This is a genomic window from Duganella hordei (assembly GCF_040369125.1).
In the GTDB taxonomy this organism is placed as follows: domain Bacteria; phylum Pseudomonadota; class Gammaproteobacteria; order Burkholderiales; family Burkholderiaceae_D; genus Rugamonas; species Rugamonas hordei.
Window position 1 is genome coordinate 41964 of sequence record NZ_BPWI01000003.1, and the last position, 20275, is coordinate 62238.

A 20275-nucleotide genomic window follows, 5' to 3' on the forward strand; every position below is an offset into this window, starting at 1 on the left:
AAAAATGCGAAAACCCGCCGTGGCGAACCAGAGCGGGTATCTTCCAGATGCAACAAGATACAACCCGAGGCGTAAGCGCCGTACTGCCGGGTTGAATCTGCAAGAGCAGTCTTAGAACAGTTTTTTCGGCAGTTGCTGGCTGCGGATGCGCTTGTAGTGACGCTTCACGGCAGCTGCCAGCTTGCGCTTGCGCTCAGCCGTTGGTTTTTCGTAGAACTCGCGTGCGCGCAGTTCGGTCAGCAGGCCGGTTTTTTCGATGGTGCGTTTGAAGCGACGCATTGCGACTTCGAACGGCTCGTTTTCTTTAAGGCGAATAGTGGTCATGTAAAAATTCAAACCGTTTGAGGTTATAGGGAGAAAGAGACTATAGCAGGTTTTGCAGCAAAATGGAAGACGCTTGGCCATCTGGACGGCCATCGATGCGGCTTTCACTGCAAAAACAACGCGGCGTACTAGACAATCTTTCTACGCCGCCAACTTCCGGGAACCGAATTATATCAGACCGCCTGCCCGGCCGCCACACCCGATGCCCACGCCCACTGGAAGTTGTAGCCGCCCAGCCAGCCGGTCACGTCCACCGCCTCGCCGATGAAGTACAGGCCCGGCACCTTGTTGGCCATCATGCTCTGCTGCGACAGTTCGCGGGTGTCGATGCCGCCGCGCGTCACCTCGGCCTTCTTGTAGCCTTCCGAGCCGTTCGGCGTGATGGTCCACTGGTTGACCGCCGCGCCCAGCTTGCGCAGCTGCGCGTCCGGCAGGTCGGCCAGGCGCGCGTCCAGCGCGAAGCCGTGCGCCAGCAGCAGGCCCTCGGCCAGGCGCGCCGGCAGCCACTGCGACAGCACATTGCCCAGCTGCTTCTTGATCGTGCCCTTGCCCTCGATCAAGGTCGCCGCCAGGTCCAGCTCGGGTATCAGGTTGATGACGATGGGCGTGCCCGGCGTCCAGTACGAGGAGATCTGCAGGATCGCCGGGCCGGACAGGCCGCGGTGGGTGAACAGCAGGTCCTCGCGGAAGCGGCCGCCGGTCGGGTTGCGGCCCTTGAGGGAGCCGGTTTCCACGTCCACCTCCAGCGCGATGCCGGCCATTTCGACGAACGGCGCCCACTGCTGCGGGTCGAAGGTCAGCGGCACCAATGCCGGACGCGGCTCGACCATGCGCAGCTCGAACTGCTGGGCGACGCGGTAGCCGAAGTCGCTGGCGCCGATCTTGGGTATCGACAGGCCGCCGCTGGCGATCACCACGCTGTCGGCCTCGATGTCGCCGCCGTCGGTCTGCAGCAGGAAACCACCTTCGGCCGCCTGCTGCAGGCTGGTGACCTTGCACGGCATGCGCCAGTGCACGTCGCCGCCGGCGCATTCGTCCTTCAGCATGTCGATGATCTGCTCGGCGGAGTCGTCGCAGAACAGCTGGCCGCGATGCTTCTCGTGGTAGCCGATGCGGTGTTTCTTGACCAGCGCGACGAAGTCGGCCGGGGTGTAGCGCGACAGCGCGCTTTTGCAGAAGTGCGGATTCTCGGACAGGAAGTTGGCCGGACCGGCGTTGATGTTGGTGAAGTTGCAGCGTCCGCCGCCGGAGATGCGGATTTTCTCGGCCAGCTTGGTGGCATGGTCGATCAGCACCACGCGCTTGCCGCGCTGGGCCGCCGTCGCCGCACACATCATGCCGGCCGCGCCGGCGCCGATTACCGCTACATCAAACTTTGCCATGTCAAATCCAATCGTCCAAAGGCGTATTGTACTTGACTGGCAGGCCTTACTCGATGGGCTCGCTGACCCGCTGGCGCGACTGCAGGGTGCGCGACACCAGCAGACACTGCGCCACCTGCTCGGCGATCGATGGCGGCACCGGCACCTCGCCCTTCAGCACGGACGCGATCCACGCCGCCGTGGTGGCCGCATCCTTGCCCTCGGGCAGCAGCGGCAGTTCGCCGACCTGGGTCTGCTTCGGCACCAAGGTCGTGCGCAGGCCGCCGTGGAACCAGTCGATCTGCTGCGCCTTGTTGGCGTTGGCCACCGTTTCGCCCTCGGTGCCGCGCATCAGGAAGGCGTCGCCGCGCTCGTGCAAGGCCGCCGTGGTGAAGTATTCGCCCAGCATTTCCAGGTACTCGGGGTGCGTGTACGACACCAGCCGCAGCGCCGGTCCGGCGAACGGCTGCATGATCTTGACCAGCGTGTGGGTCGAGTTGCGCACGCCCAGCCGGCGCCGCAGCGACAGCAGATACGCCAGCTTGGGCGCCAGCGCGTCGATGGTGATGAAGGCCACATGGCCCTGCGCCATCGCCTCCTCCGCCTCGGCGCGGTGGCGCGCGGCCGGCACGCCCAGCGCCTCCAGCACCTCGGCGGTGGCGATGCGGCCCAGGTCGTGCGCGACGCCGTGCACCAGCACCGGCACGCCCTCGCGCGCCAGCAGCATCGCCAGCAGCGCGGTCAGGTTGGCCATCTTGCGGGCGCCGTTGTAGGTCGGGATGATGACCGGCGCGAACTGCCCCGGCGGCGCGGCCAGCGGTTCGAACGAGCCTTCGGCCGCGTCGAGGAAGCCGGCGATCTCCTCCACCGATTCGCCCTTGATGCGCATGGACAGCAAGATGCCGCCCAGCTCCAGGTCGGAAACGCGGCCGTCCAGCATGGCCTGGTAGAGGTCGTGGGCGTCGTCGCGGTTCATGCTGCGGGCGCCGTTTTTGCCGCGACCTATTTCTTTGATGAAACGTGCGGCGAGGAAGGGTTCGTGAGTTGATGTGGTCATGGCATCAGCTTAAACCACTACGCCACATTTCGGCTACACTATCCCTCCCCCGCAATAAATATACGTAGAGAATCATGATCTCCCCAGATATCGAAAACATCAACGTCACCTCGTTCGGCCCGATGCCGTCGCCGGAAGCCTTGCACAGCAAGCTGCCGCTGACCGACAGCGCCTCGGACACGGTGATGAAGGGCCGCGAAGCCCTGCGCAACATCATCGACCGCCAGGACAAGCGCCTGTTCGTGGTCGTCGGTCCATGCTCGATCCACGATCCCGTGGCCGGCCTGGATTACGCCCGCCGCCTGAAAGCCCTGCAAGCCGAAGTGGCCGACACCATGCTGCTGGTGATGCGCGTGTATTTCGAAAAGCCGCGCACCACCACCGGCTGGAAGGGCTATATCAACGATCCGGACATGGACGATTCCTTCCGCGTCGACGCCGGCATGGAGAAGGCGCGCCAGTTCCTGCTGGACGTGTGCGAACTGGGCCTGCCGACCGCGACCGAGGCGCTGGATCCGATCTCGCCGCAATACCTGGGCGACCTGATCGCCTGGACCGCCATCGGCGCCCGCACCACCGAATCGCAGACCCACCGCGAGATGTCGTCCGGCCTGTCCACGCCGGTGGGCTTCAAGAACGGCACCGACGGCGACATCAGCATCGCCATCAACGCCATCCTGTCGTCGGCGCATCCGCACTCCTTCCTGGGCATCAACAGCCAAGGCAACGTGTCGATCGTGCGCACCCGCGGCAACGCCTACGGCCACGTGGTGCTGCGCGGCGGCGACGGCCGCCCGAACTACGATTCGGTGTCGATCGCGATTGCCGAGCAGGCGCTGGCCAAGGCCAAGCTGCCGGCCAACCTGGTGGTCGACTGCTCGCACGCCAACAGCTACAAGAAGCCGGAACTGCAACCGCTGGTGATGGCCGACGTCATCCACCAGATCGTGCAGGGCAACAAGTCTCTGGTGGGCGTGATGATCGAGTCCAACATCGTCGGCGGCAACCAGAAGATCCCGGCCGACCTGAGCCAGCTGAAGTACGGCTGCTCGGTGACCGACGGCTGCATCGACTGGGAAACCACCGAACAGATGCTGCGCGAGGCGCACAAGCAGCTGAAGAACCGGCCCTAAGCCACGTCATTCCCGCTTTCGCGGGAATGACGGTTGGTTCGCTAGCCGAACGCCATCACCCTGGTGGCGACACCAAACGACCCCGCCAGCGCCGCCTCGGCCTTGCTGGCAGGGGCGCTCAGCTCAGCGAGGTCCAGGTAGACCTTGCAATCCTCGACCTTGACCGAATAGCGGCGCGTCGTGCTCTCGCGCGGGTCGACGTCGCCGCACTCGAGCACCGCATGTACGTGCTCTTCGTCGGTACGGAACAGCGCCACGCCCGGCAATTCCTGCCAAGCCAGTCCGCGCGGCACAAGGCGCGCGCCGCTCATGGGCACATCCCTCACTTTGCAAATCAGCTTCCATTGTCCGGACATCGCCCGTCTCCCTAGTCAACTTCTTGCAGTTGTCTAAGCAAAACCGATGCCACGCAAAAGGGTGAAAATTCTGACCATTTGGCAAAATCCCGCACTGCGCGGGTGCGGGCCGGGGCCGCCGTGGTGCATGCTTGCACGCACTTTCCATTACAATGGCGGATTCCCCTTTTGATTTGTGCATTCTTCATGATCGTACTCGGCGTCGAATCCTCCTGTGACGAAACCGGCCTTGCGCTGTATGACACGCAACACGGCCTGCTGTCCCACGCCCTGTATTCGCAAGTGGCGATGCATGAAGAGTACGGTGGTGTGGTGCCGGAACTGGCCTCGCGCGACCATATCCGCCGCGCCATTCCGCTGCTGACGCAGACGCTGGAAGGTGCCGGCAAGTCGCTCGCCGACATCGACGCCATCGCCTACACCCAGGGTCCCGGCCTGGCCGGCGCGCTGCTGGTCGGTTCGTCGGTGGCCTGCAGCCTCGGCCTGGCGCTGGACAAGCCGGTGCTGGGCGTGCACCACCTGGAAGGCCACCTGCTGTCGCCGCTGCTGGCCTCGCAGCCGCCGGAATTCCCCTTCATCGCGCTGCTGGTGTCGGGCGGCCACACCCAGCTGATGCGGGTGGATGGCGTCGGCCAGTACACGCTGCTGGGCGAAACGCTGGACGACGCCGCCGGCGAAGCCTTCGACAAGTCGGCCAAGCTGCTGGGCCTGGGCTATCCGGGCGGACCGGCGATTTCGCGCCTGGCCGAATTCGGCGACCCGGCCGCCTACAAGCTGCCGCGCCCCATGCTGCACACCAAGGATTTCAATTTCAGCTTCTCCGGCCTGAAAACGGCGGTGCTGACGGTGGTGAAGAACCACGAAGAGAAGGTCATCGCCAATATCTGCGAGCAGGACAAGGCCAACATCGCGCGCGGCTTCGTCGACGCCATCGTCGACGTGCTGACCGCCAAATGCGTGTCGGCGCTGAAGCATACGGGCTTGAAACGGCTGGTGATTGCCGGCGGCGTGGGCGCCAACTCGCAGCTGCGGGCGTCGCTGAACGCGGCGGCAGCCAAGAAGAAGTTCAAGGTCTACTACCCTGAACTGGAATTTTGCACGGACAACGGCGCGATGATCGCCTTCGCCGGCGCCATGCGCCTGATGATCAATCCCGACGCCGCGAAGAAGGACTACTCGTTCAACGTCCGGCCACGCTGGCCGCTGGACGACATCAAGGTCGTGTAATTAGCCTTGGGCGAAAGCCATCGAGGCCAGCACCGCCAGGCCGACCAGCGGTATCAGGTACTTGGCCTTGCCGGCGCCCAGGCGCACGCCGCGGGCGGCAATGCGCTCGCTGCGCAGACGGTGTTCATCGGCCGACGATTCGTGGGCCACGGTGCTTGCTTTTTGCTCAGTTGCGGTATTCATAACAGCCTCCATATCCGTTGATGATCTTCCTTTCTGGAAAGTAACGCAATTGTCGTGCCAACAAAATAGGCACAGATTGGCCTATACAGCTTGATTTCAGGCCCTTTTGTGGTGCACGCGCGACACGACGCCCTGTTGCGTGCCCAGCTTCTGCGCAGCCCGCTCCGAGATGAAATCAATGAAGTGGCGCACCCGCAGCGGCATCTGGGTACGTTGCTGATAGTACATGAAGACCCCGTTATTGCACGTTACGGTTCCGGGAAGCAAAGGAATCAGCAGTCCCTCAGCCAGTTCGCGCTCGATCATGAAGACCGGCATCTGGCCGATGCCGGTATCGTTCAGCACCGCCGTCAGCTCCCCCTCCACCGTATTGAAACTGGCCACCGCCGGCACGTCCTGGTAGACGGTGGCGCCGTCCACGTGCAGCTCCCACGGCAGCAGCCGGCCGGTATTCGGATGGCGGAAGCCGGTGCAGCGGTGGTTCGCCAGCTCCGCCACCGTCGTCGGCGTGCCATATTTCTGCAGATAGCCGGGGGTGGCGCAGACCAGCAGCAGCATCTCGCCCAGCTTGCGTGAAATCAGGTTGCGCTCGGGCGGGCTGCCGGCGCGGAAGCCGACGTCGATCTTGCTTTCCACCAGGTCGGTAAAGTGGTCGTCGAGCTGCATGTCGAAATGCGCGCCCGGATAACGCTCCTGGAATTCGCGCAGCAGCGGCACGATGATGCCGTTGCCGATCGACAGGGGCGCCGCCACGCGGATCAGGCCGTCCACCTCCAGCCGGCTGTTCTGGATCTGGTCCAGCGCCTCGTCCAGCAGGCGCAGGCCGGGATTGGCCAGCTCGAACAGGCGCGTGCCCTCTTCCGTCAGGCTCAGGCTGCGCGTGGTGCGGTGGAACAGCCGCACGCCCAGGTGATCCTCCAGCTGGCGCACCGCCTTGCTGATGGCCTGCGGCGTCAGGCCGGCCTCCACCGCCGCCTGGCTGAAACTCTTGGCGCGCACCACGCCGATGAACAGACTGATAACCCGGGCTTTATCCATATTAACAACCAGAAGATGATAATCAAACAGCTTTCCTATGGCTAGTGTAGCAGGTAACGACGACCTACACTGGCCTCTACCAACTCACCCAACCTGAAGGAAACGATCATGACTGCCACTGCACAAAAAGTATGGTTCATCACCGGCGCATCCCGCGGCTTCGGCCTGCTGACGGCGAAAAAGGCGCTGGAACGGGGCGATTTCGTGGTCGCCACCGCCCGCGATCCGCAAACCGTCATCGCCGCCCTGGGCGAGCATCCGAATCTGCTGGCCGTGCGCCTGGATGTGAAGCTGGAAGCCCAGGCCATCACCGCCGCCCAGCAGGCGGTGGCCCGCTTCGGCCGCATCGACGTGCTGGTCAACAACGCCGGCTACGGCCTGCTGGGCGCGGTGGAGGAAGCCAACGGCGAGGAAATCCGCGCGCTGTACGAGACCAACGTCTTCGGCCTGCTCAACGTCACCCGCGCGGTGCTGCCGGTGATGCGCAAGCAAGGCAGCGGCCATGTCATGAACATCTCGTCGGTCGGCGGCTACTCGGCCTACGCCGGCTGGGGCGTGTACAGCTCGACCAAGTTCGCCGTCGAAGGCCTGAGCGAAGCGATGTCGATGGAACTGGCGCCGCTGGGCATCAACGTCACGGTGGTCGAGCCGGGATTCTTCCGCACCGACTTCCTTGACGCGTCGTCGCTGGTGGCCACCCGCGACCGCATCGCCGACTACGCCGCCACCGTCGGCGCGATGCGCGACTTTGCCGAAGGCGCCAACCACCAGCAGCCGGGCGATCCGCTCAAGCTGGCCGGCGCACTGCTGCAACTGGCCGACAGCGAAAAGCCGCCGGTGCGCCTGCAACTCGGTTCCGACACGGTGGAACGCGTGCGCGCCAAGAACCTGTTCGTCGAAACCGAGATGGCGCAATGGCTGGAGCTCGCGGTATCGACCGACCACGCGGCTCCGCTCAAGCAGGCCGCTTAAGGCGACAGCAGGTCCGCTCGCGGATAGCCCCAGCCGGGCACGCCGTCGGGACATTTCAAGGCCTGCGAAAAATGCAGCGTCGTGAAATTCCCGCGCGGCGTGGCGGCGAAGCGGTAATCCGACAATTCGCCGGAGGCCAATGCCAGCAAGGGCGCGCGGCCAAACCGCAGCCACGCGTCGACCTGGCAGTTGGATTGCTTCAGCAGGCGCAGCGCCTGCAAGCCCGCCGACGCTGTGGCGAATTGCAGTACGCCGGGCGACAACGCTTGCGACGGCAGCTGTTCCACCAGCCCGGCCGGACAAGCCAGCGGTGCCAGCCACGCCGGCATGATGCTGGCCACGCCGCGCCGCAAGCGGTAACTGCCCTGCGCCTCATTGCTCTCCACGCTGACAAAGGACCAGCACAGAGGCTGCGACGGAAACGCCGTCATCGCCACATCGAGCACGCGCGATGCAGGATCGATGCCCTGCAACGCCGCCGTGATCTGCTGCCGTCCCGCGTGCGAAGCCACGCCCTGTACCGCGATGAGACCAAGACCGACGCCCAGCGCCAGCAGCAATCCCGCGCGGCCGCGCGTGCCTGCACGCCACTGCGCCGCGCCGCACAGCGCGCCAATCAACAGCAGCGCAGCAAACGACGTCCACCCCAGGTACCCCTTGACGGCAAACGCCACCAGCACCGCCAGCAAACCCGCCAGTCCCGCCATGCGCGCGAAACGCCAGCGCATGACGAGCGCCATCGGCACGCCGAACGCCACCCAGAACAGCGGTTCGACAATGAACACCATGTCGCCGTAGAGCCATCTTCCGTCGAACGGATACCACGGATGGACGCCGTAGGAATTGGTAAAGTCCAGCAGCAGGTGCAGCGCCAGGCCGGCGACTATGCTGGCCGCCAGCCCCCAGCGCGCCGGCATGCTGGCCCTGAGCAGCGCCCGCGCTGAGGGCCAGCATAACCACAACAAGGCTGCCAGCAGCAAGGCCTGCGGCAACGCCATCAAGGCCGTATGCGTGTGGCCGCGATGATAAAGCAGATAGCCCAGCGGATCGGGCAACAGCTTGCCAAGGAACAGATCGAGATCGGGAAAATTACTGGCCAGCGTACACGACACCAGCAGTAGCCGATGCCGCACCCGCTGCGACTGAGTGTCCGCCTCGTCGGGCAGACTGCGATGCACTACTTCTCCAACGCCGAAACCGATGATGCTGTGGGTGATATTGTCCATGTACCTATTCAGGTGTGAGCAGCTGCTCCAGCCGCCGCGGGTAGTGATTCAGGAAGTCGCGCGTGACGGAGTAGTGTTCGGTGTCTTCGTAGGCCACTTCGGAAATGCCGGTGCCGTCGAACAGCAGGATCTTCGCGTTGGGATAAGCCAGCAGGATCGGCGAGCGGCCGCCATAGCCTTGCAGGTAGCCCATCTCGTCCATGTAGGTGGCGACGTTATGGAAGCTCTCGGCGCGGAAGAAATAGCCATCGCGCGGCGTGCGAAAACTCTTGGACAGCTTGAGCGCCTTGTGCAGTGGCGCATACTCCCGCGCGGTGTTGAGCTGCACGCCCTTGGTGCCGCCCTCCATGCTGAAGCCCAGCGCCAGCGCGATCGATTCCAGCACGGTCGATTTGCCGGCGCCGTTTTCGCCGATGAAGAACGTCACATCCGGATGAAAGCTGATCGATTCCAGGTTGCGCACCGCCGGCACGCTATACGGATGGCGTTCCCAGTCGACATCGTCGCCGAACAGCGCCGTGATCCTTTGCAGATACGGCTTGGCCTGTAAGCCCATCGCCTGGCGGCTAGCGCTGCACGTCCACGCCGCGCCAGAAGGACACGTGATCCTTGATCTGGCTGGCCTTCTCGGACGGTTCCGGGTAGTACCAGGCGGCGTTCTCGTTGACCTTGCCGTTGACGTTCAGGCTGTAGTAGCTGGCCAGGCCCTTCCACGGGCAGCGCGACGTGTGCGCGCTGGGCTGCAGGTATTCCGTCTTGACGCTGGCCGGCGGGAAGTACACATTGTTCTCGACGATCTCGACTTCGTCATCGCTTGCCTGCGCGATGACGACGCCGTTCCAGGTTGCTGTAGGCATCAGGTACTCCCTCTCTTGGTCAGACGGGGCCGCACTCCACGCGATTGCGGCCGGCATGCTTGGCGCGGTACAGCGCGGCGTCGGCCTGGCGCAGCAGGCTTTCGGCGTCCGCGATTTCCATATGGTCGAACGCGCCCACGCCAATGCTGGCCGTGACCGGCAGCAGGCGCGGGCCGGCATAATGCAGTTGCGCCTCGATCTTGCCGCGCAAGGTCTCGGCAAACTTGACGGCGCCTTCGAGCGGCGTATTCGGCAGGATCACGCACAGCTCCTCGCCGCCGTAGCGGCCCGGCACGTCGATCACGCGCACGCTCTCGCGCAGCAGGCGGCCGACGTTGGCCAGCACCTGGTCGCCGACCGCGTGGCCGTATTCGTCGTTGATGCGCTTGAAGTGATCGAGGTCGATCATCACCGCCGACAGCGGCGAGCGGAAACGCCTGGAGCGCGCCGTCTCGAACTTCAGCTTGTGCAGCAGCGAGCGGCGGTTGTGCAGGCCGGTCAGCTCGTCGGTGGTGGCCAGCTGCTCCAGCTCGCGCACCGTCGACTCCAGCGCTTTTTCATTCGAGCGCAATTCGATCAGCGCCATCACCTGGCGCGCCAGCTTGACCAGCATGACCCGCTGCGCCTCGCTCAAGCCGCCCGGCTTGGTGTCCATCACGCACAAGGTGCCGATGGCATGGCCGTCCGACGAGGTCAGCGCCACGCTGCTGTACATGCGCATGTGCGGCTCGCCGACAGTCATCGCCATGTGGGCGGTGCGGTGGTCCTGCGTCAGGTCGGGAATTTCGGTGACGGCCTGGCCCAGCACGGCCAGCGAACAGTAGCTGTCGCCGCGCGGCAGCTCGCCCAGCTGCATGCCGGTGCAGGACTTGATCCACACCCGCTCGGCGTCGACCAGCGAAATGAAAGCGTAGGGAACTTCGCACACCTTGGCGGCCAGCTCGGTGAGAAAGCTGAAGTCTTCGCAGGCGGGGGTGTCGAGGATATGGTAACGGTGCAGCGCGGCCAGCCGGAACTGGTCGGCCTGCGGCCGGGCGGTGGAAAGTGTATGTACTTTTTCTGCGGCCAGCATAGGCCTCCCTGTGTAGCGACGGCGATCTTTTTTAGGGTCCCCGCGATGCTGCGGGTCCGAACTGTGGTGCTACCCGGTCAGTTTATCGCAAAACAGGGATGGCGGGAGCACTTGCCCCCGCCCGCGACCGCATTTTTTAAGCCTGCGCCATAATCTCGCGCAGCGCTTTTTCGAACACGGCGGCCGGCTGGCCGCCCGAGATCAGGTGGCGCTCGTTGATGATCACGGCCGGCACCGAGTTGATGCCGTGGCGCTGGAAGAATTGCTCGCGCTCGCGCACCTCGTCGGCGTACTGGTTCGACTGCAGCACCTCGCCGGCCACGCCGGTGTCCAGGCCGACCTGGCCGGCCACGCGCAGCAGCACGTCGTGCGAACTGGGATCCTCGCCCTGCGTGAAGTAGGCGGAGAACAGCGCCTCCTTCAACTCCCTCTGCTTGCCCTCCAGGTCCGCCCAATGAAGCAGCCGGTGCGCGTCGAAGGTGTTGTAGATGCGGTCACGCTTGCCCATCGCGAAATCGAAGCCGACTTCGGCGCCGCGGGCCCGTATCATCTCGCGCGCCTGTTCCTGCTGCGCCGCGGAAGAGCCGTATTTTTCGGTCAGGTGCTCGCCGATGTCCTGACCCTCGGGGCCCATGTTGGGATTCAGTTCGAAAGGCTGGAAGTGCAAGCTCACCGCCGCGTCGTCGCCGATATTGTCCAGCGCTTTTTCCAGCGACTTGAGGCCGATGGCGCACCACGGGCAGGAAACGTCGGAGACGAAATCGATTTTCAGGGGAGTGGTCATGGCGCGCCTTTGCTAAAGTAATTTCCAGCATATGGCGACACCCGGCGCAAAATCAAGCGCCGGGCACAGGGGACGAAACTACTTTTTTTTGCTTTTCGGCGCAGCCTGGGCGGCGTCCTTGCTCTTGCTGCCGATGCGGCTTTCCTTGCCGGCGATCAGGTTCGAAATGTTCTTGCTGTGACGGAAAGCCAACAGTGCGCTCATGACGAACACGGCCAGCAGCTGCGGCTCGAGGCCGAACAGCAGGCCGTAGTAAAACGGCGCGAACAGCGCCGCCACCAGCGCCGCCAGCGACGAGTAGCGGAAGGCGAACGCCACCACCAGCCAGGTCACCAGGGTCGCCAGGCCCAGCCAGGGATTCAGGCCCAGCAGCACGCCCAGCGCCGTCGCCACGCCCTTGCCGCCGACAAAGCGGAAGAACACCGGCCACAGATGGCCCAGGAACACGGCGATCGCCACCAGCGCGATGGTGGCGTCGCCGATCTGCAGCTGCTGCTGGTAGCGTATCGCCAGCCACACCGCCAGCCAGCCCTTGGCGCCGTCGCCGATCAGGGTCATGACGGCCGCGCCTTTATTTCCGCTGCGCAACACATTGGTGGCGCCGGGGTTTTTCGAGCCGTACGTGCGCGGATCGGCGATGCCGAACACCTTGCTCATGACGACGGCAAATGAGATCGAGCCGATCAGGTAGGCGGCGACGGTCATCCAAACTGTATTCATTATTTCCTCAAAGTCGTATCAATTCCCCTGCGGGAGGGTGAATATACACTGCCGGCGCTCAGTCGGCCAGAGCGCAATGCACCGGCTTGGCCTGCAATAAATCGACCAGCACCCGCGGCGCGATGCCGACCAGGTAACCGCGCCTGCCACCATTGATATAAATCGTTTCCAGCGCAAGGATGCTATCCTCGACATACACCGGCATGGCTTTCTTGGTGCCGAACGGCGAGGTGCCGCCTATCATGTAGCCGCTGTGGCGCTGCGCCACCTCCGGCTTGCACGGTTCGACGGCCTTGCAGCCGATGCCGCGCGCCAGGTTCTTGGTGGAGACCTTGCAATCGCCGTGCATCAGCACAATTAAAGGTTTGGCGGCGTCGTCCTGCATCACCAGGGTCTTGACCACGTGATGTTCGTCGACGCCCAGTTCGCGCGCGGACACCGTGGTGCCGCCGTGTTCTTCGTAGTCGTAGGGGTGCTCCGTAAAGGCCACCTTGTGCTTGCGCAGCATTTGCGTTGCGGGGGTTTCGGAGATGTGCTCTTTTTTGGCCATGCGTGATACGCTGTTGATGAAGTCTGTTGATTCCGGGAGTTGCCCATTATGCAGCAGGAAATTCGCTTTGCCACTTTCAATGTTTGCAATCTTTCCCAACCTGGGGCGAAATTGTACGACAATCTGCCGCCGCTGACCCCGGCGGAATACGAAGCGAAAGTCGCCTGGACCGCGCAGCAGCTGGACCAGCTCGACGCCGACGTGATCGGCCTGCAGGAGATCTTCTCGATGGACGCGCTGCGCGACGTGCTGGCGCGCAGCCGCCGCTACCGCGAGGCCGCGCTGGCCGGCTTCGATGCCGCCCCCGATCCGGACACCGGCGCGCCGCGCCTGATGCCGCAGGTGGCGCTGGTCTCGCGCCTGCCGCTGGCCGTGCCGGCCGCCGTCTACACCGACTTCCCCGACGGCGTGGCGCTGCCCGCCGGCAGCCGCGACGCCGGCCGCTTCGCCCGCGCGCCGCTGCATGCGCAGGTGGTGCTGCCGGACCGGCGCATCGCCGACGTCATCGTCATCCACCTCAAATCCAAGCGCCCCGACTACCGCAGCGGCGACGACTTCGCCGATCCGATGCAGTACGCGCAAGCCAACCTGCGCTCGCTGATACGGCGCGGCACCGAGGCGGTGGCGCTGCGCGCGCTGCTGAGCAGGCTGGAGGACCAGGCCCGCCGCCCGCGCATCGTGCTCGGCGACTTCAACGACACGGCCGATGCCGTCACCACCGCCATCGTCATGGGCTCCGGCGCGGCCGGCCTGCCGGGCGAGGAACTGAGCGGCCGCATGTTCGACTGCAACCAGATCCAGCAGGGCCGCGACACCTTGCGCCACATCGGCTACACCAACATCCACGAGGGCCACTACATGACCATCGACCACGTGCTGGTCTCGGAGGAATTCAATCCGGCCTCGCGCTACGCGGTGGGCGAAGTGCTGGACGTGACCTATCTGAACGACCACCTGCTGCAGCACAAGCCGGAAGCGTCGGACCACGGCCAGGTGCTGGTGCGCCTGCGCCTGTACGGCGCGCGCGACTTGGCGGCGGCGATGTAATCGTCATGCGCCGTCCAGCAGGCCGTTGAGGCCGTCGAGCTGGCCGTCCTGCCGCGCATAGTGCCCCTGGTACTGGTCGCAGCCGTGCCGCCGCAGGAAATGCAGCTGCGCCTGCGTCTCCACCCCCTCTGCCAACACCGTCAGACCCAGGCTGCGCGCCATCGCAATGATGGTCGTGACGGCCGGCGCCGCGCCGTCGCCATCGGGGATGCCATCGATGAAGGTCTGGTCTATCTTCAGCTTGTCGAACGGGTATTCGCGCAGATGGCCGACGCGCGTGTAGCCGGTGCCGAAATCGTCGATCGCCAGCCGCACGCCCAGCTCCCGCAAGGCCTGCAAGGTGGCCGGCGCGCTGGCGCTGTGCTTCATGATGACGGCCTCGGTCAGCTCCAGCTCCAGCCACTGCGGCGCCAGCCCGGACAATTCCAGCGCCTCGCGCACGCTGTCGGCCAGGTTCTTTTGCAGGAACTGCGTCTGCGACAGGTTGACCGCCACCGTCAGCGCATGGCCGGCGTCGTGCCAGCGCCGGGCCTGCAGGCAGGCCTGCTCCAGCACCCAGCGCCCGATCGGCACCATCAGGCCGCAATCCTCGGCCACGCCGATGAAGCGCTCGGGGCGCAGCAGGCCCAGGGTCGGGTGGCGCCAGCGTATCAGCGCCTCGGCCGCCAGCGGGCGCGCGCTGGCGATGTCGATCTGCGCCTCGTATTCCAGCACGAACTGCTGCTCGCGCAGCGCGCGCCGCAGTTCGTTCTCGAAGGCCACCCGCTCGACGATCTGCGCGTTCATCTCGGGACTGAAGAACTGGAAGCCGTTGCGGCCGCTTTCCTTGGCGTGGTACATCGCCAGGTCGGCGTTGCGTATCAGCGTGTCGATGTCGGCGCCGTCGTCGGGATAGATGCTGACGCCGATCGAGGTGCTGACATGCAGCCGGTGCGGCTCCAGCACGAACTCCTGGCTGATCGCGTTGAGCACCGAGGCCGCCACGTGGGCCGCCTGGTCGACGCCGCCCAGCTCGGACAGGATGATGACGAATTCGTCGCCCCCCTGGCGGCTGACGGTGTCGACGCTGCGCACGCAGCGCACCAGCCGCGCCGCCACTTCCTGCAGCAGCATGTCGCCCACGTGGTGGCCCAGCGTGTCGTTGATGTTCTTGAAGCGGTCGAGATCGAGGAACAGGATCGCCAGCCGGGTGCGCTTGCGGCGCGCCGTCGCCAGCGCCAGGCTGAGCCGGTCAAGCAGCAGCACGCGGTTGGGCAGGTCGGTGAGGAAATCGTGCTCGGCCAGGTGGCGGGTGCGCTCCTCGGAACGGCGGCGCTCGCCCACGTCGCTCAGCAGGGCCAGCGACAGCGCCAGCTGGTCCTGCTTGCGGGCGGAAATATCGTGCATGGTCGCCACCACCAGGTCCGGCGCGAGGGCCGTCAGCAGCACCTCGGCCCAGAACGGGCCGCCGTTGCAGCCGACGCAGTACCATTCGAAGCGGCAGTTGCCGTCGCGCCGGGCGGCGGCCATCAACTCGGCCAGCGCCCGCTCCGACAGCACGCCCTCGGCCTGCTGCAATGGTGACAAATCGGCAAGCCCAAGGCCGAACAGCCGCGCCACCCGGTCGCACTCGAACAGCGCCAGCGCCGCCGGGTTGGCCCCGCCGATGCGCCCGTTTTGCAACAGCAGCATCGCATCGCCGGTCTTTTCGTACAATGCGCGGAAATCGATTGCAGTCCTCTCCGCGCCCTCTTCCGCACCGTCATCCTGTTCGTCCACTTGGCCCTCTCTGGCGTACGCCTTTTCAGGCCTCATTCATTCTTGCCGCCCTCAGGAATCGACCATTGACCTTGCGCAAACGCGCTTGATCCCGTTTTTCTGCAGTTCAGCCGTGTTTTCTGACCGCCCGTCGCATTCCGGTGGCCGCCGGCCTTGCATTTTCATAAAGTGCCAACATGCGCAATCCCCGCTGCGGCAACCCTAGACCAGAAGAACGATATGAAACTTGAAACCTTGCCCATGTCCCCACAGCCCGTCGTCCGCAGCAAGCGCTGGCGCAAGCCGGCCGCGGCCCTGATCGTCATCGCCCTCGCCGGCGGCGGCTGGACCGTGATGCAGGCGAAGAAGGCCGCGCCGCCGGCCGCCGCGCAGGCCGGCAAGGACGACAAGAAGAAACAGGAAGTCTTCGAACTGGCCAGCGGCGACGTCGCGGCCATCGATGCCCGGTCATTGGCGGTCAGCTTGCCCTTATCCGGCTCGCTGGCGCCCCTGAGTTCGGCCACCATCAAGTCCAAGATCTCGGGCGTGGTGGAGGTCACCACGGTACAGGAAGGCATGGCCGTCAGCGCCGGCCAGGTGCTGGCCCGCATCGACCAGGCCGACCTGCGCGCGCGCCTGCAGCAACAGCAGGCCATGCTGGACGAGGCGCAGGCCAAGCTGTCGCTGGCGCTGAAGAACGAAGCCAACAGCCAGGCCCTGCTCAAGCAGAAATTCATCGCGCAGACCGCCTACGACACCACGCAGAACGCCGTCGACCTGGCGCGCGCCAACGTCAAGTCCACCGCCGCGATGGTGGAGATCGCCCGCCTGGCGCTGAACGACGGCATCATCAAGGCGCCGATCAGCGGCGTGGTCAGCAAGCGCCACGTGCAGGCGGGCGAGAAGCTGGCGCCGGACATGCCGGTCTACAGCATCGTCAACCTGTCCGAGCTGACCCTGGAGGCACAGGTGCCGGCGTCGGAAATCCCCCGCGTCAAGGTGGGCCAGGACGTCAAGTTCAAGGTCGACGGCTTCCAGCAGCGCGATTTCCACGGCAAGGTGGCGCGCATCAATCCGGCCACCGAAGCGGGCTCGCGCGCGATGCTGGTCTACATCTCGGTCAGGAACGAGGACAGCGCGCTGCGTGCCGGCATGTTCGCCAAGGGCAGCATCGTCACCGACCGGTCGGCCGTCGCGCCCATCGTGCCGCTGGCCGCCGTGCACGCGGACAAGAACAAGCAGATCGTCTACAAGGTCGAACAGGGCAAGCTGGTCGCGCAGCCGGTCAAGCTGGGCCTGCGCAACGAGGACGAGGGCTACGCCGAAGTGGTGGAAGGCCTGCAGGCCGGCGCCAACGTCATCGTCTCGCGGCTGGACAGCCTCAAGCCCGGCGCCTCCGTCAAGCTGCCTGCCGGCGCGGGCGGCGCGCCCACGGCCGAACAGGCCAAAGCAGCTGAACCAGCGAAAGGCTGATCATGTGGATTACCAAAATCAGTATCCGTAATCCGGTCTTCGCCACCATGGTGATGGTGGCGCTGATGGTGCTGGGCCTGTTCTCGTACAAGGGACTGGGCCTGGAAGCCATGCCCAACATCGACATCCCCGGCGCGGCCATCGAGGTGCAGTATCCGGGCGCCTCGCCGGAAGCGGTGGAGAACGACATCACCCGCCCGATCGAGGAAGCGGTCAACACCGTCAGCGGCATCAAGAACCTGCGCGCCAATTCGTGGGAAGGCCGCGCCGGCGTCTACATCGAGTTCGAGCTGACCACCAATATGGACCGCGCGATGCAGGACATCCGCGACAAGGTGGCGCAGGTGCGGCCGCGCTTCCCGCGCGAGGCCAAGGACCCGTTCATCGTCCGCTTCGAAGGCGAGAACGCGCGCCCGATGGCGCAGATCGGCATCACCGCCACCAACACCTCGGTGCGCGACATGTCGACCCTGGCCGACCAGGTCATCGCCAAGCGCTTCCAGGGCGTGGCCGGCGTCGGCCAGGTGCGCATCAACGGCATGACGGCGCGCCAGATCCTGATCAACCTGCGTCCCAACGACCTGAACGCGCAGGCGGTCGGCGTCGACGAAGTGCTGGCCGCGATCCAGAACACCAACGCCAACCTGCCGGCCGGCTCCATCAGCTACGGCGCCAGCGAGCGCCTGGTGCGGGTCGAAGGCAAGATGAAGGACCCGCGCGACTTCAACAAGATCATCGTGGCGCGCCGCGCCAACGGCCCGGTCTATCTGGAGCAGGTCGCCACGGTGGAGGACGGCGCGCAGGAAGAGCTGTCGATCTCGCGCATCAACGGCCAGCGCTCGGTCACGCTGGACATCATCAAGGTGCAGGACGCCAACGTGGTCGAAGTGGGCAAGCGCATTCAGAAAGTGGCGGCGGACCTGCAGAAGACGCTGTCCTCCGACATCAAGGTCGAAGTGCTGAACGATGAATCGCTCAAGGTGCAAAGCCAGCTCGACAACGTCAAGGAGACCATCATCGAAGGCGCGGTGCTGACCATGATCATCGTGTTCTTCTTCCTGCACTCGTGGCGCTCGACCATCATCACCGGCCTGACCTTGCCGATCGCGGTGATGGCCAGCTTCATCGCCATGAAGGCCTTCGGCTTCACGCTCAACTTCATGACTCTGATGGCGCTGTCGCTGTGCATCGGCCTGCTGATCGACGACGCCATCGTGGTGCGCGAGAACATCGTGCGCCACCTGGGCATGGGGAAGAATCACCACAAGGCGGCCGAGGACGGCACCAACGAAATCGGCCTGGCCGTCATGGCCACCACCTTCGCCATCGTCGCCGTGTTCGTGCCGGTGGCCTTCATGCAGGGCATCATCGGCCGCTTCTTCCTGCAGTTCGGCGTGACGGTGGCGGTGGCGGTGCTGGTGTCGCTGTTCGTCAGCTTCACGCTCGACCCGATGCTGTCGTCGGTGTGGCCGGATCCGGTGCAGGACCGCTTCAAGTACGTGCCGTGGCTGGGCCGCTTCATGCACTGGCTGGAAGGCGGCGTCGAAGCGCTGCACAAGGTGTACGGCAAGGTGCTGGCGCTGGCGCTGCGCTGGAAGAAGCTGACGCTGGCCCTGGCCTTCTCGCTGTTCGCCGGTTCGCTGCTGCTGGTGCCGATGATAGGCGGCGAGATGATGCCCGACCAGGATAGCGGCTGGGTCAACCTGCTGATCAAGACCCCGGTCGGCTCCAGCCTGGAATACACCGACAACAAGGTGCACCAGGTCGAGGACGCGCTCAAGGCCTTCCCGGAAATCGCCAACGTCATCGCGGTGGTGGGCACGCAGGACGGCCGCAACACGGCGCAGATCGACATGAAGCTGCTGGACCGCAAGCTGCACAAGCGCCGCTCGCAGAAGGAAATGGAAACGGCGATCCGCGCGCGCCTGGGCAAGATCGCCGGCATCACGCTGACGGTGGGCTGGAAGCCCATCTTCATCGCCATCCTGGGCACCGACGAGGCCAAGCTGGACGACGTGGCCCACCGCCTGATGGACAAGATGCGCAAGATCAAAGGCATCGCCGACATGGAATACAGCCAGGAGGGCGCCAACCCGTCCACCAACATCAAGATCAACAACGAGCTGGCCAGCGACCTGGGCCTGACCACGCAGCAGATCGGCGCCGCGCTGCGTCCGTTCGTGGCGGGCGACACGACCTCGCACTTCCTGGCCGCGGACGGCCAGAACTACGACGTCAACGTGCAGCTGCCGAAGTCCGGCCGGCAGAAGGTGGCCGACCTGGCCGACCTGTCGCTGGCGTCGAGCAAGCTGGGACCGGACGGCCGTCCGGTCATGGTGCCGCTGCGCCAGGTGGTCGAGTTCGTGCCGGCGTTCAGCCCGCAGGTGCTCAAGCGCCAGGCCCTGCAGCGCCGCGTGGCCGTGTACGCGGGCGTCGAAGGCCGTCCCGGCGGCGACGTCGACAGCGACGTCAAGAAGGCCATGAAGGAAATCGAGCTGCCGGCCGGCGTGCGCTTCGACGTCGGCGGCAACGCGCAGGACATGGAAGAGAGCATGGGCTCGGCCATGATCGCGCTGGGCATCGCCGTGATCTTCATCTACCTGGTGCTGGCGTCGCAGTTCGGCAGCTTCCTGCAGCCGGTGGCGATCATGATGTCGCTGCCGTTGTCGCTGATCGGCGTGCTGGTGGCGCTGCTGGTCACGGGCACCACCTTGAACATCTTCTCGGTGATCGGCTTCATCATGCTGATGGGCCTGGTGACCAAGAACGCGATCCTGCTGGTGGACTTCACCAACCATGCGCAGAAGGAAGGCATGAGCCAGCTGGAAGCGCTGATGTGCGCCGGCCAGGTGCGGCTGCGTCCCATCCTGATGACCACGCTGGCCATGGTGTTCGGCATGCTGCCGATGGCGATCGGCATGGGCGACGGTGGCGAGACGCAGGCGCCGATGGGCCGCGCGGTGATCGGCGGCGTGCTGACCTCAACCCTGCTGACCTTGGTGGTGGTGCCGGTGGCCTACACCTACCTGGACAGCCTGGGCAAACGCTGCGCGCGCTTCTTCAAGGGCAAGCATGAGGATGAACACAAGGATGACGGCGAACACCTGCATCAGGTAAAGCAGGAAGCCGAAGTGGCTTAAGCTAAAAACACAAACAAA

Annotated in this window: 20 protein-coding genes; 6 read left to right on the forward strand and 14 right to left on the reverse strand. The window is 65.0% G+C overall.

The features are described 5' to 3' along the window. Positions 1–111: 111 nt before the first annotated feature. The 3 genes from rpsU to ybiB form a co-directional block, all read right to left on the reverse strand. A complete protein-coding gene (gene rpsU, locus ABWW33_RS08245) occupies positions 112–324 on the reverse strand; it encodes a 30S ribosomal protein S21 (protein ID WP_008451879.1) in 213 nt (70 codons plus the stop codon). Positions 325–497: 173 nt separating this feature from the next. Continuing rightward, positions 498–1706, reverse strand: a complete 1209-nt coding sequence (locus tag ABWW33_RS08250) for a BaiN/RdsA family NAD(P)/FAD-dependent oxidoreductase (protein ID WP_176652587.1) — start codon at positions 1704–1706, stop codon at positions 498–500. Positions 1707–1752: 46 nt separating this feature from the next. Then, positions 1753–2742 (reverse strand): DNA-binding protein YbiB, encoded by a 990-nt coding sequence (gene ybiB, locus ABWW33_RS08255; protein ID WP_176652586.1) that lies wholly within the window; start codon positions 2740–2742, stop codon positions 1753–1755. Between the two features lie 74 nt (positions 2743–2816). Here ybiB and ABWW33_RS08260 point away from each other — a divergent pair, with 74 nt between their 5' ends. Then, positions 2817–3875: a 3-deoxy-7-phosphoheptulonate synthase gene (locus tag ABWW33_RS08260; protein WP_176652585.1), complete on the forward strand. Its 1059-nt coding sequence runs from the start codon at positions 2817–2819 to the stop codon at positions 3873–3875. A 41-nt stretch (positions 3876–3916) separates the two neighbouring features. On the opposite strand, the gene ABWW33_RS08265 is transcribed toward ABWW33_RS08260, so the two are convergent. Further along, a complete protein-coding gene (locus ABWW33_RS08265) occupies positions 3917–4231 on the reverse strand; it encodes a Rieske (2Fe-2S) protein (protein WP_353400775.1) in 315 nt (104 codons plus the stop codon). 186 nt (positions 4232–4417) lie between these two features. Here ABWW33_RS08265 and tsaD point away from each other — a divergent pair, with 186 nt between their 5' ends. Further along, the gene (gene tsaD / locus ABWW33_RS08270; RefSeq protein WP_176652583.1) at positions 4418–5458 is read left to right on the forward strand and encodes a tRNA (adenosine(37)-N6)-threonylcarbamoyltransferase complex transferase subunit TsaD; all 1041 of its coding nucleotides are present in this window, start codon (positions 4418–4420) and stop codon (positions 5456–5458) included. Here the strand turns inward: tsaD and ABWW33_RS08275 are convergent, their stop codons facing one another. Together ABWW33_RS08275 and ABWW33_RS08280 are read right to left on the reverse strand one after the other, a co-directional pair. Then, a complete protein-coding gene (locus tag ABWW33_RS08275) occupies positions 5459–5641 on the reverse strand; it encodes a hypothetical protein (RefSeq protein ID WP_353400777.1) in 183 nt (60 codons plus the stop codon). Between the two features lie 96 nt (positions 5642–5737). Then, positions 5738–6679, reverse strand: coding sequence for a LysR family transcriptional regulator (locus ABWW33_RS08280; RefSeq protein ID WP_353400779.1), 942 nt, complete (start codon positions 6677–6679; stop codon positions 5738–5740). 108 nt (positions 6680–6787) lie between these two features. Here ABWW33_RS08280 and ABWW33_RS08285 point away from each other — a divergent pair, with 108 nt between their 5' ends. After that, positions 6788–7651 carry an oxidoreductase gene (locus ABWW33_RS08285; protein ID WP_353400781.1) on the forward strand — a complete coding sequence of 288 codons (864 nt, stop codon included), beginning with the start codon at positions 6788–6790 and terminating at the stop codon, positions 7649–7651. Here ABWW33_RS08285 and ABWW33_RS08290 read toward each other — a convergent pair. The 7 genes from ABWW33_RS08290 to ybaK form a co-directional block, all read right to left on the reverse strand. Then, positions 7648–8877, reverse strand: coding sequence for a metal-dependent hydrolase (locus ABWW33_RS08290; protein WP_353400783.1), 1230 nt, complete (start codon positions 8875–8877; stop codon positions 7648–7650). The two genes, ABWW33_RS08285 and ABWW33_RS08290, sit on opposite strands and share 4 nt — an antisense overlap. 4 nt (positions 8878–8881) lie before the next feature. After that, the gene (locus tag ABWW33_RS08295; protein ID WP_353400785.1) at positions 8882–9433 is read right to left on the reverse strand and encodes an AAA family ATPase; all 552 of its coding nucleotides are present in this window, start codon (positions 9431–9433) and stop codon (positions 8882–8884) included. A gap of 10 nt (positions 9434–9443) precedes the next feature. Further along, entirely contained in the window at positions 9444–9734 is a 291-nt protein-coding gene (locus ABWW33_RS08300; protein WP_353400786.1) for a DUF427 domain-containing protein, read from the reverse strand. Between the two features lie 19 nt (positions 9735–9753). Then, entirely contained in the window at positions 9754–10806 is a 1053-nt protein-coding gene (locus ABWW33_RS08305; RefSeq protein ID WP_176652576.1) for a sensor domain-containing diguanylate cyclase, read from the reverse strand. A 136-nt stretch (positions 10807–10942) separates the two neighbouring features. Beyond that, positions 10943–11590, reverse strand: a complete 648-nt coding sequence (locus tag ABWW33_RS08310; RefSeq protein WP_353400788.1) for a DsbA family oxidoreductase — start codon at positions 11588–11590, stop codon at positions 10943–10945. Positions 11591–11668: 78 nt separating this feature from the next. Next, positions 11669–12310: a glycerol-3-phosphate 1-O-acyltransferase PlsY gene (gene plsY / locus ABWW33_RS08315; RefSeq protein WP_176652574.1), complete on the reverse strand. Its 642-nt coding sequence runs from the start codon at positions 12308–12310 to the stop codon at positions 11669–11671. A gap of 58 nt (positions 12311–12368) precedes the next feature. After that, positions 12369–12860 (reverse strand): Cys-tRNA(Pro) deacylase, encoded by a 492-nt coding sequence (gene ybaK / locus ABWW33_RS08320; RefSeq protein ID WP_353400790.1) that lies wholly within the window; start codon positions 12858–12860, stop codon positions 12369–12371. Positions 12861–12908: 48 nt separating this feature from the next. On the opposite strand from ybaK, the gene ABWW33_RS08325 reads away from it, so the two are divergent. Beyond that, entirely contained in the window at positions 12909–13907 is a 999-nt protein-coding gene (locus ABWW33_RS08325; protein ID WP_353400792.1) for an endonuclease/exonuclease/phosphatase family protein, read from the forward strand. 3 nt (positions 13908–13910) lie between these two features. On the opposite strand, the gene ABWW33_RS08330 is transcribed toward ABWW33_RS08325, so the two are convergent. Continuing rightward, positions 13911–15665 (reverse strand): putative bifunctional diguanylate cyclase/phosphodiesterase, encoded by a 1755-nt coding sequence (locus ABWW33_RS08330; RefSeq protein WP_353400794.1) that lies wholly within the window; start codon positions 15663–15665, stop codon positions 13911–13913. A gap of 240 nt (positions 15666–15905) precedes the next feature. Between ABWW33_RS08330 and ABWW33_RS08335 the strand changes: the two genes are divergently transcribed. Next, positions 15906–17117 carry an efflux RND transporter periplasmic adaptor subunit gene (locus tag ABWW33_RS08335; protein WP_353400796.1) on the forward strand — a complete coding sequence of 404 codons (1212 nt, stop codon included), beginning with the start codon at positions 15906–15908 and terminating at the stop codon, positions 17115–17117. A gap of 2 nt (positions 17118–17119) precedes the next feature. Beyond that, positions 17120–20257, forward strand: coding sequence for an efflux RND transporter permease subunit (locus tag ABWW33_RS08340; RefSeq protein ID WP_353400798.1), 3138 nt, complete (start codon positions 17120–17122; stop codon positions 20255–20257). The last annotated feature ends 18 nt before the right edge of the window (positions 20258–20275 follow it).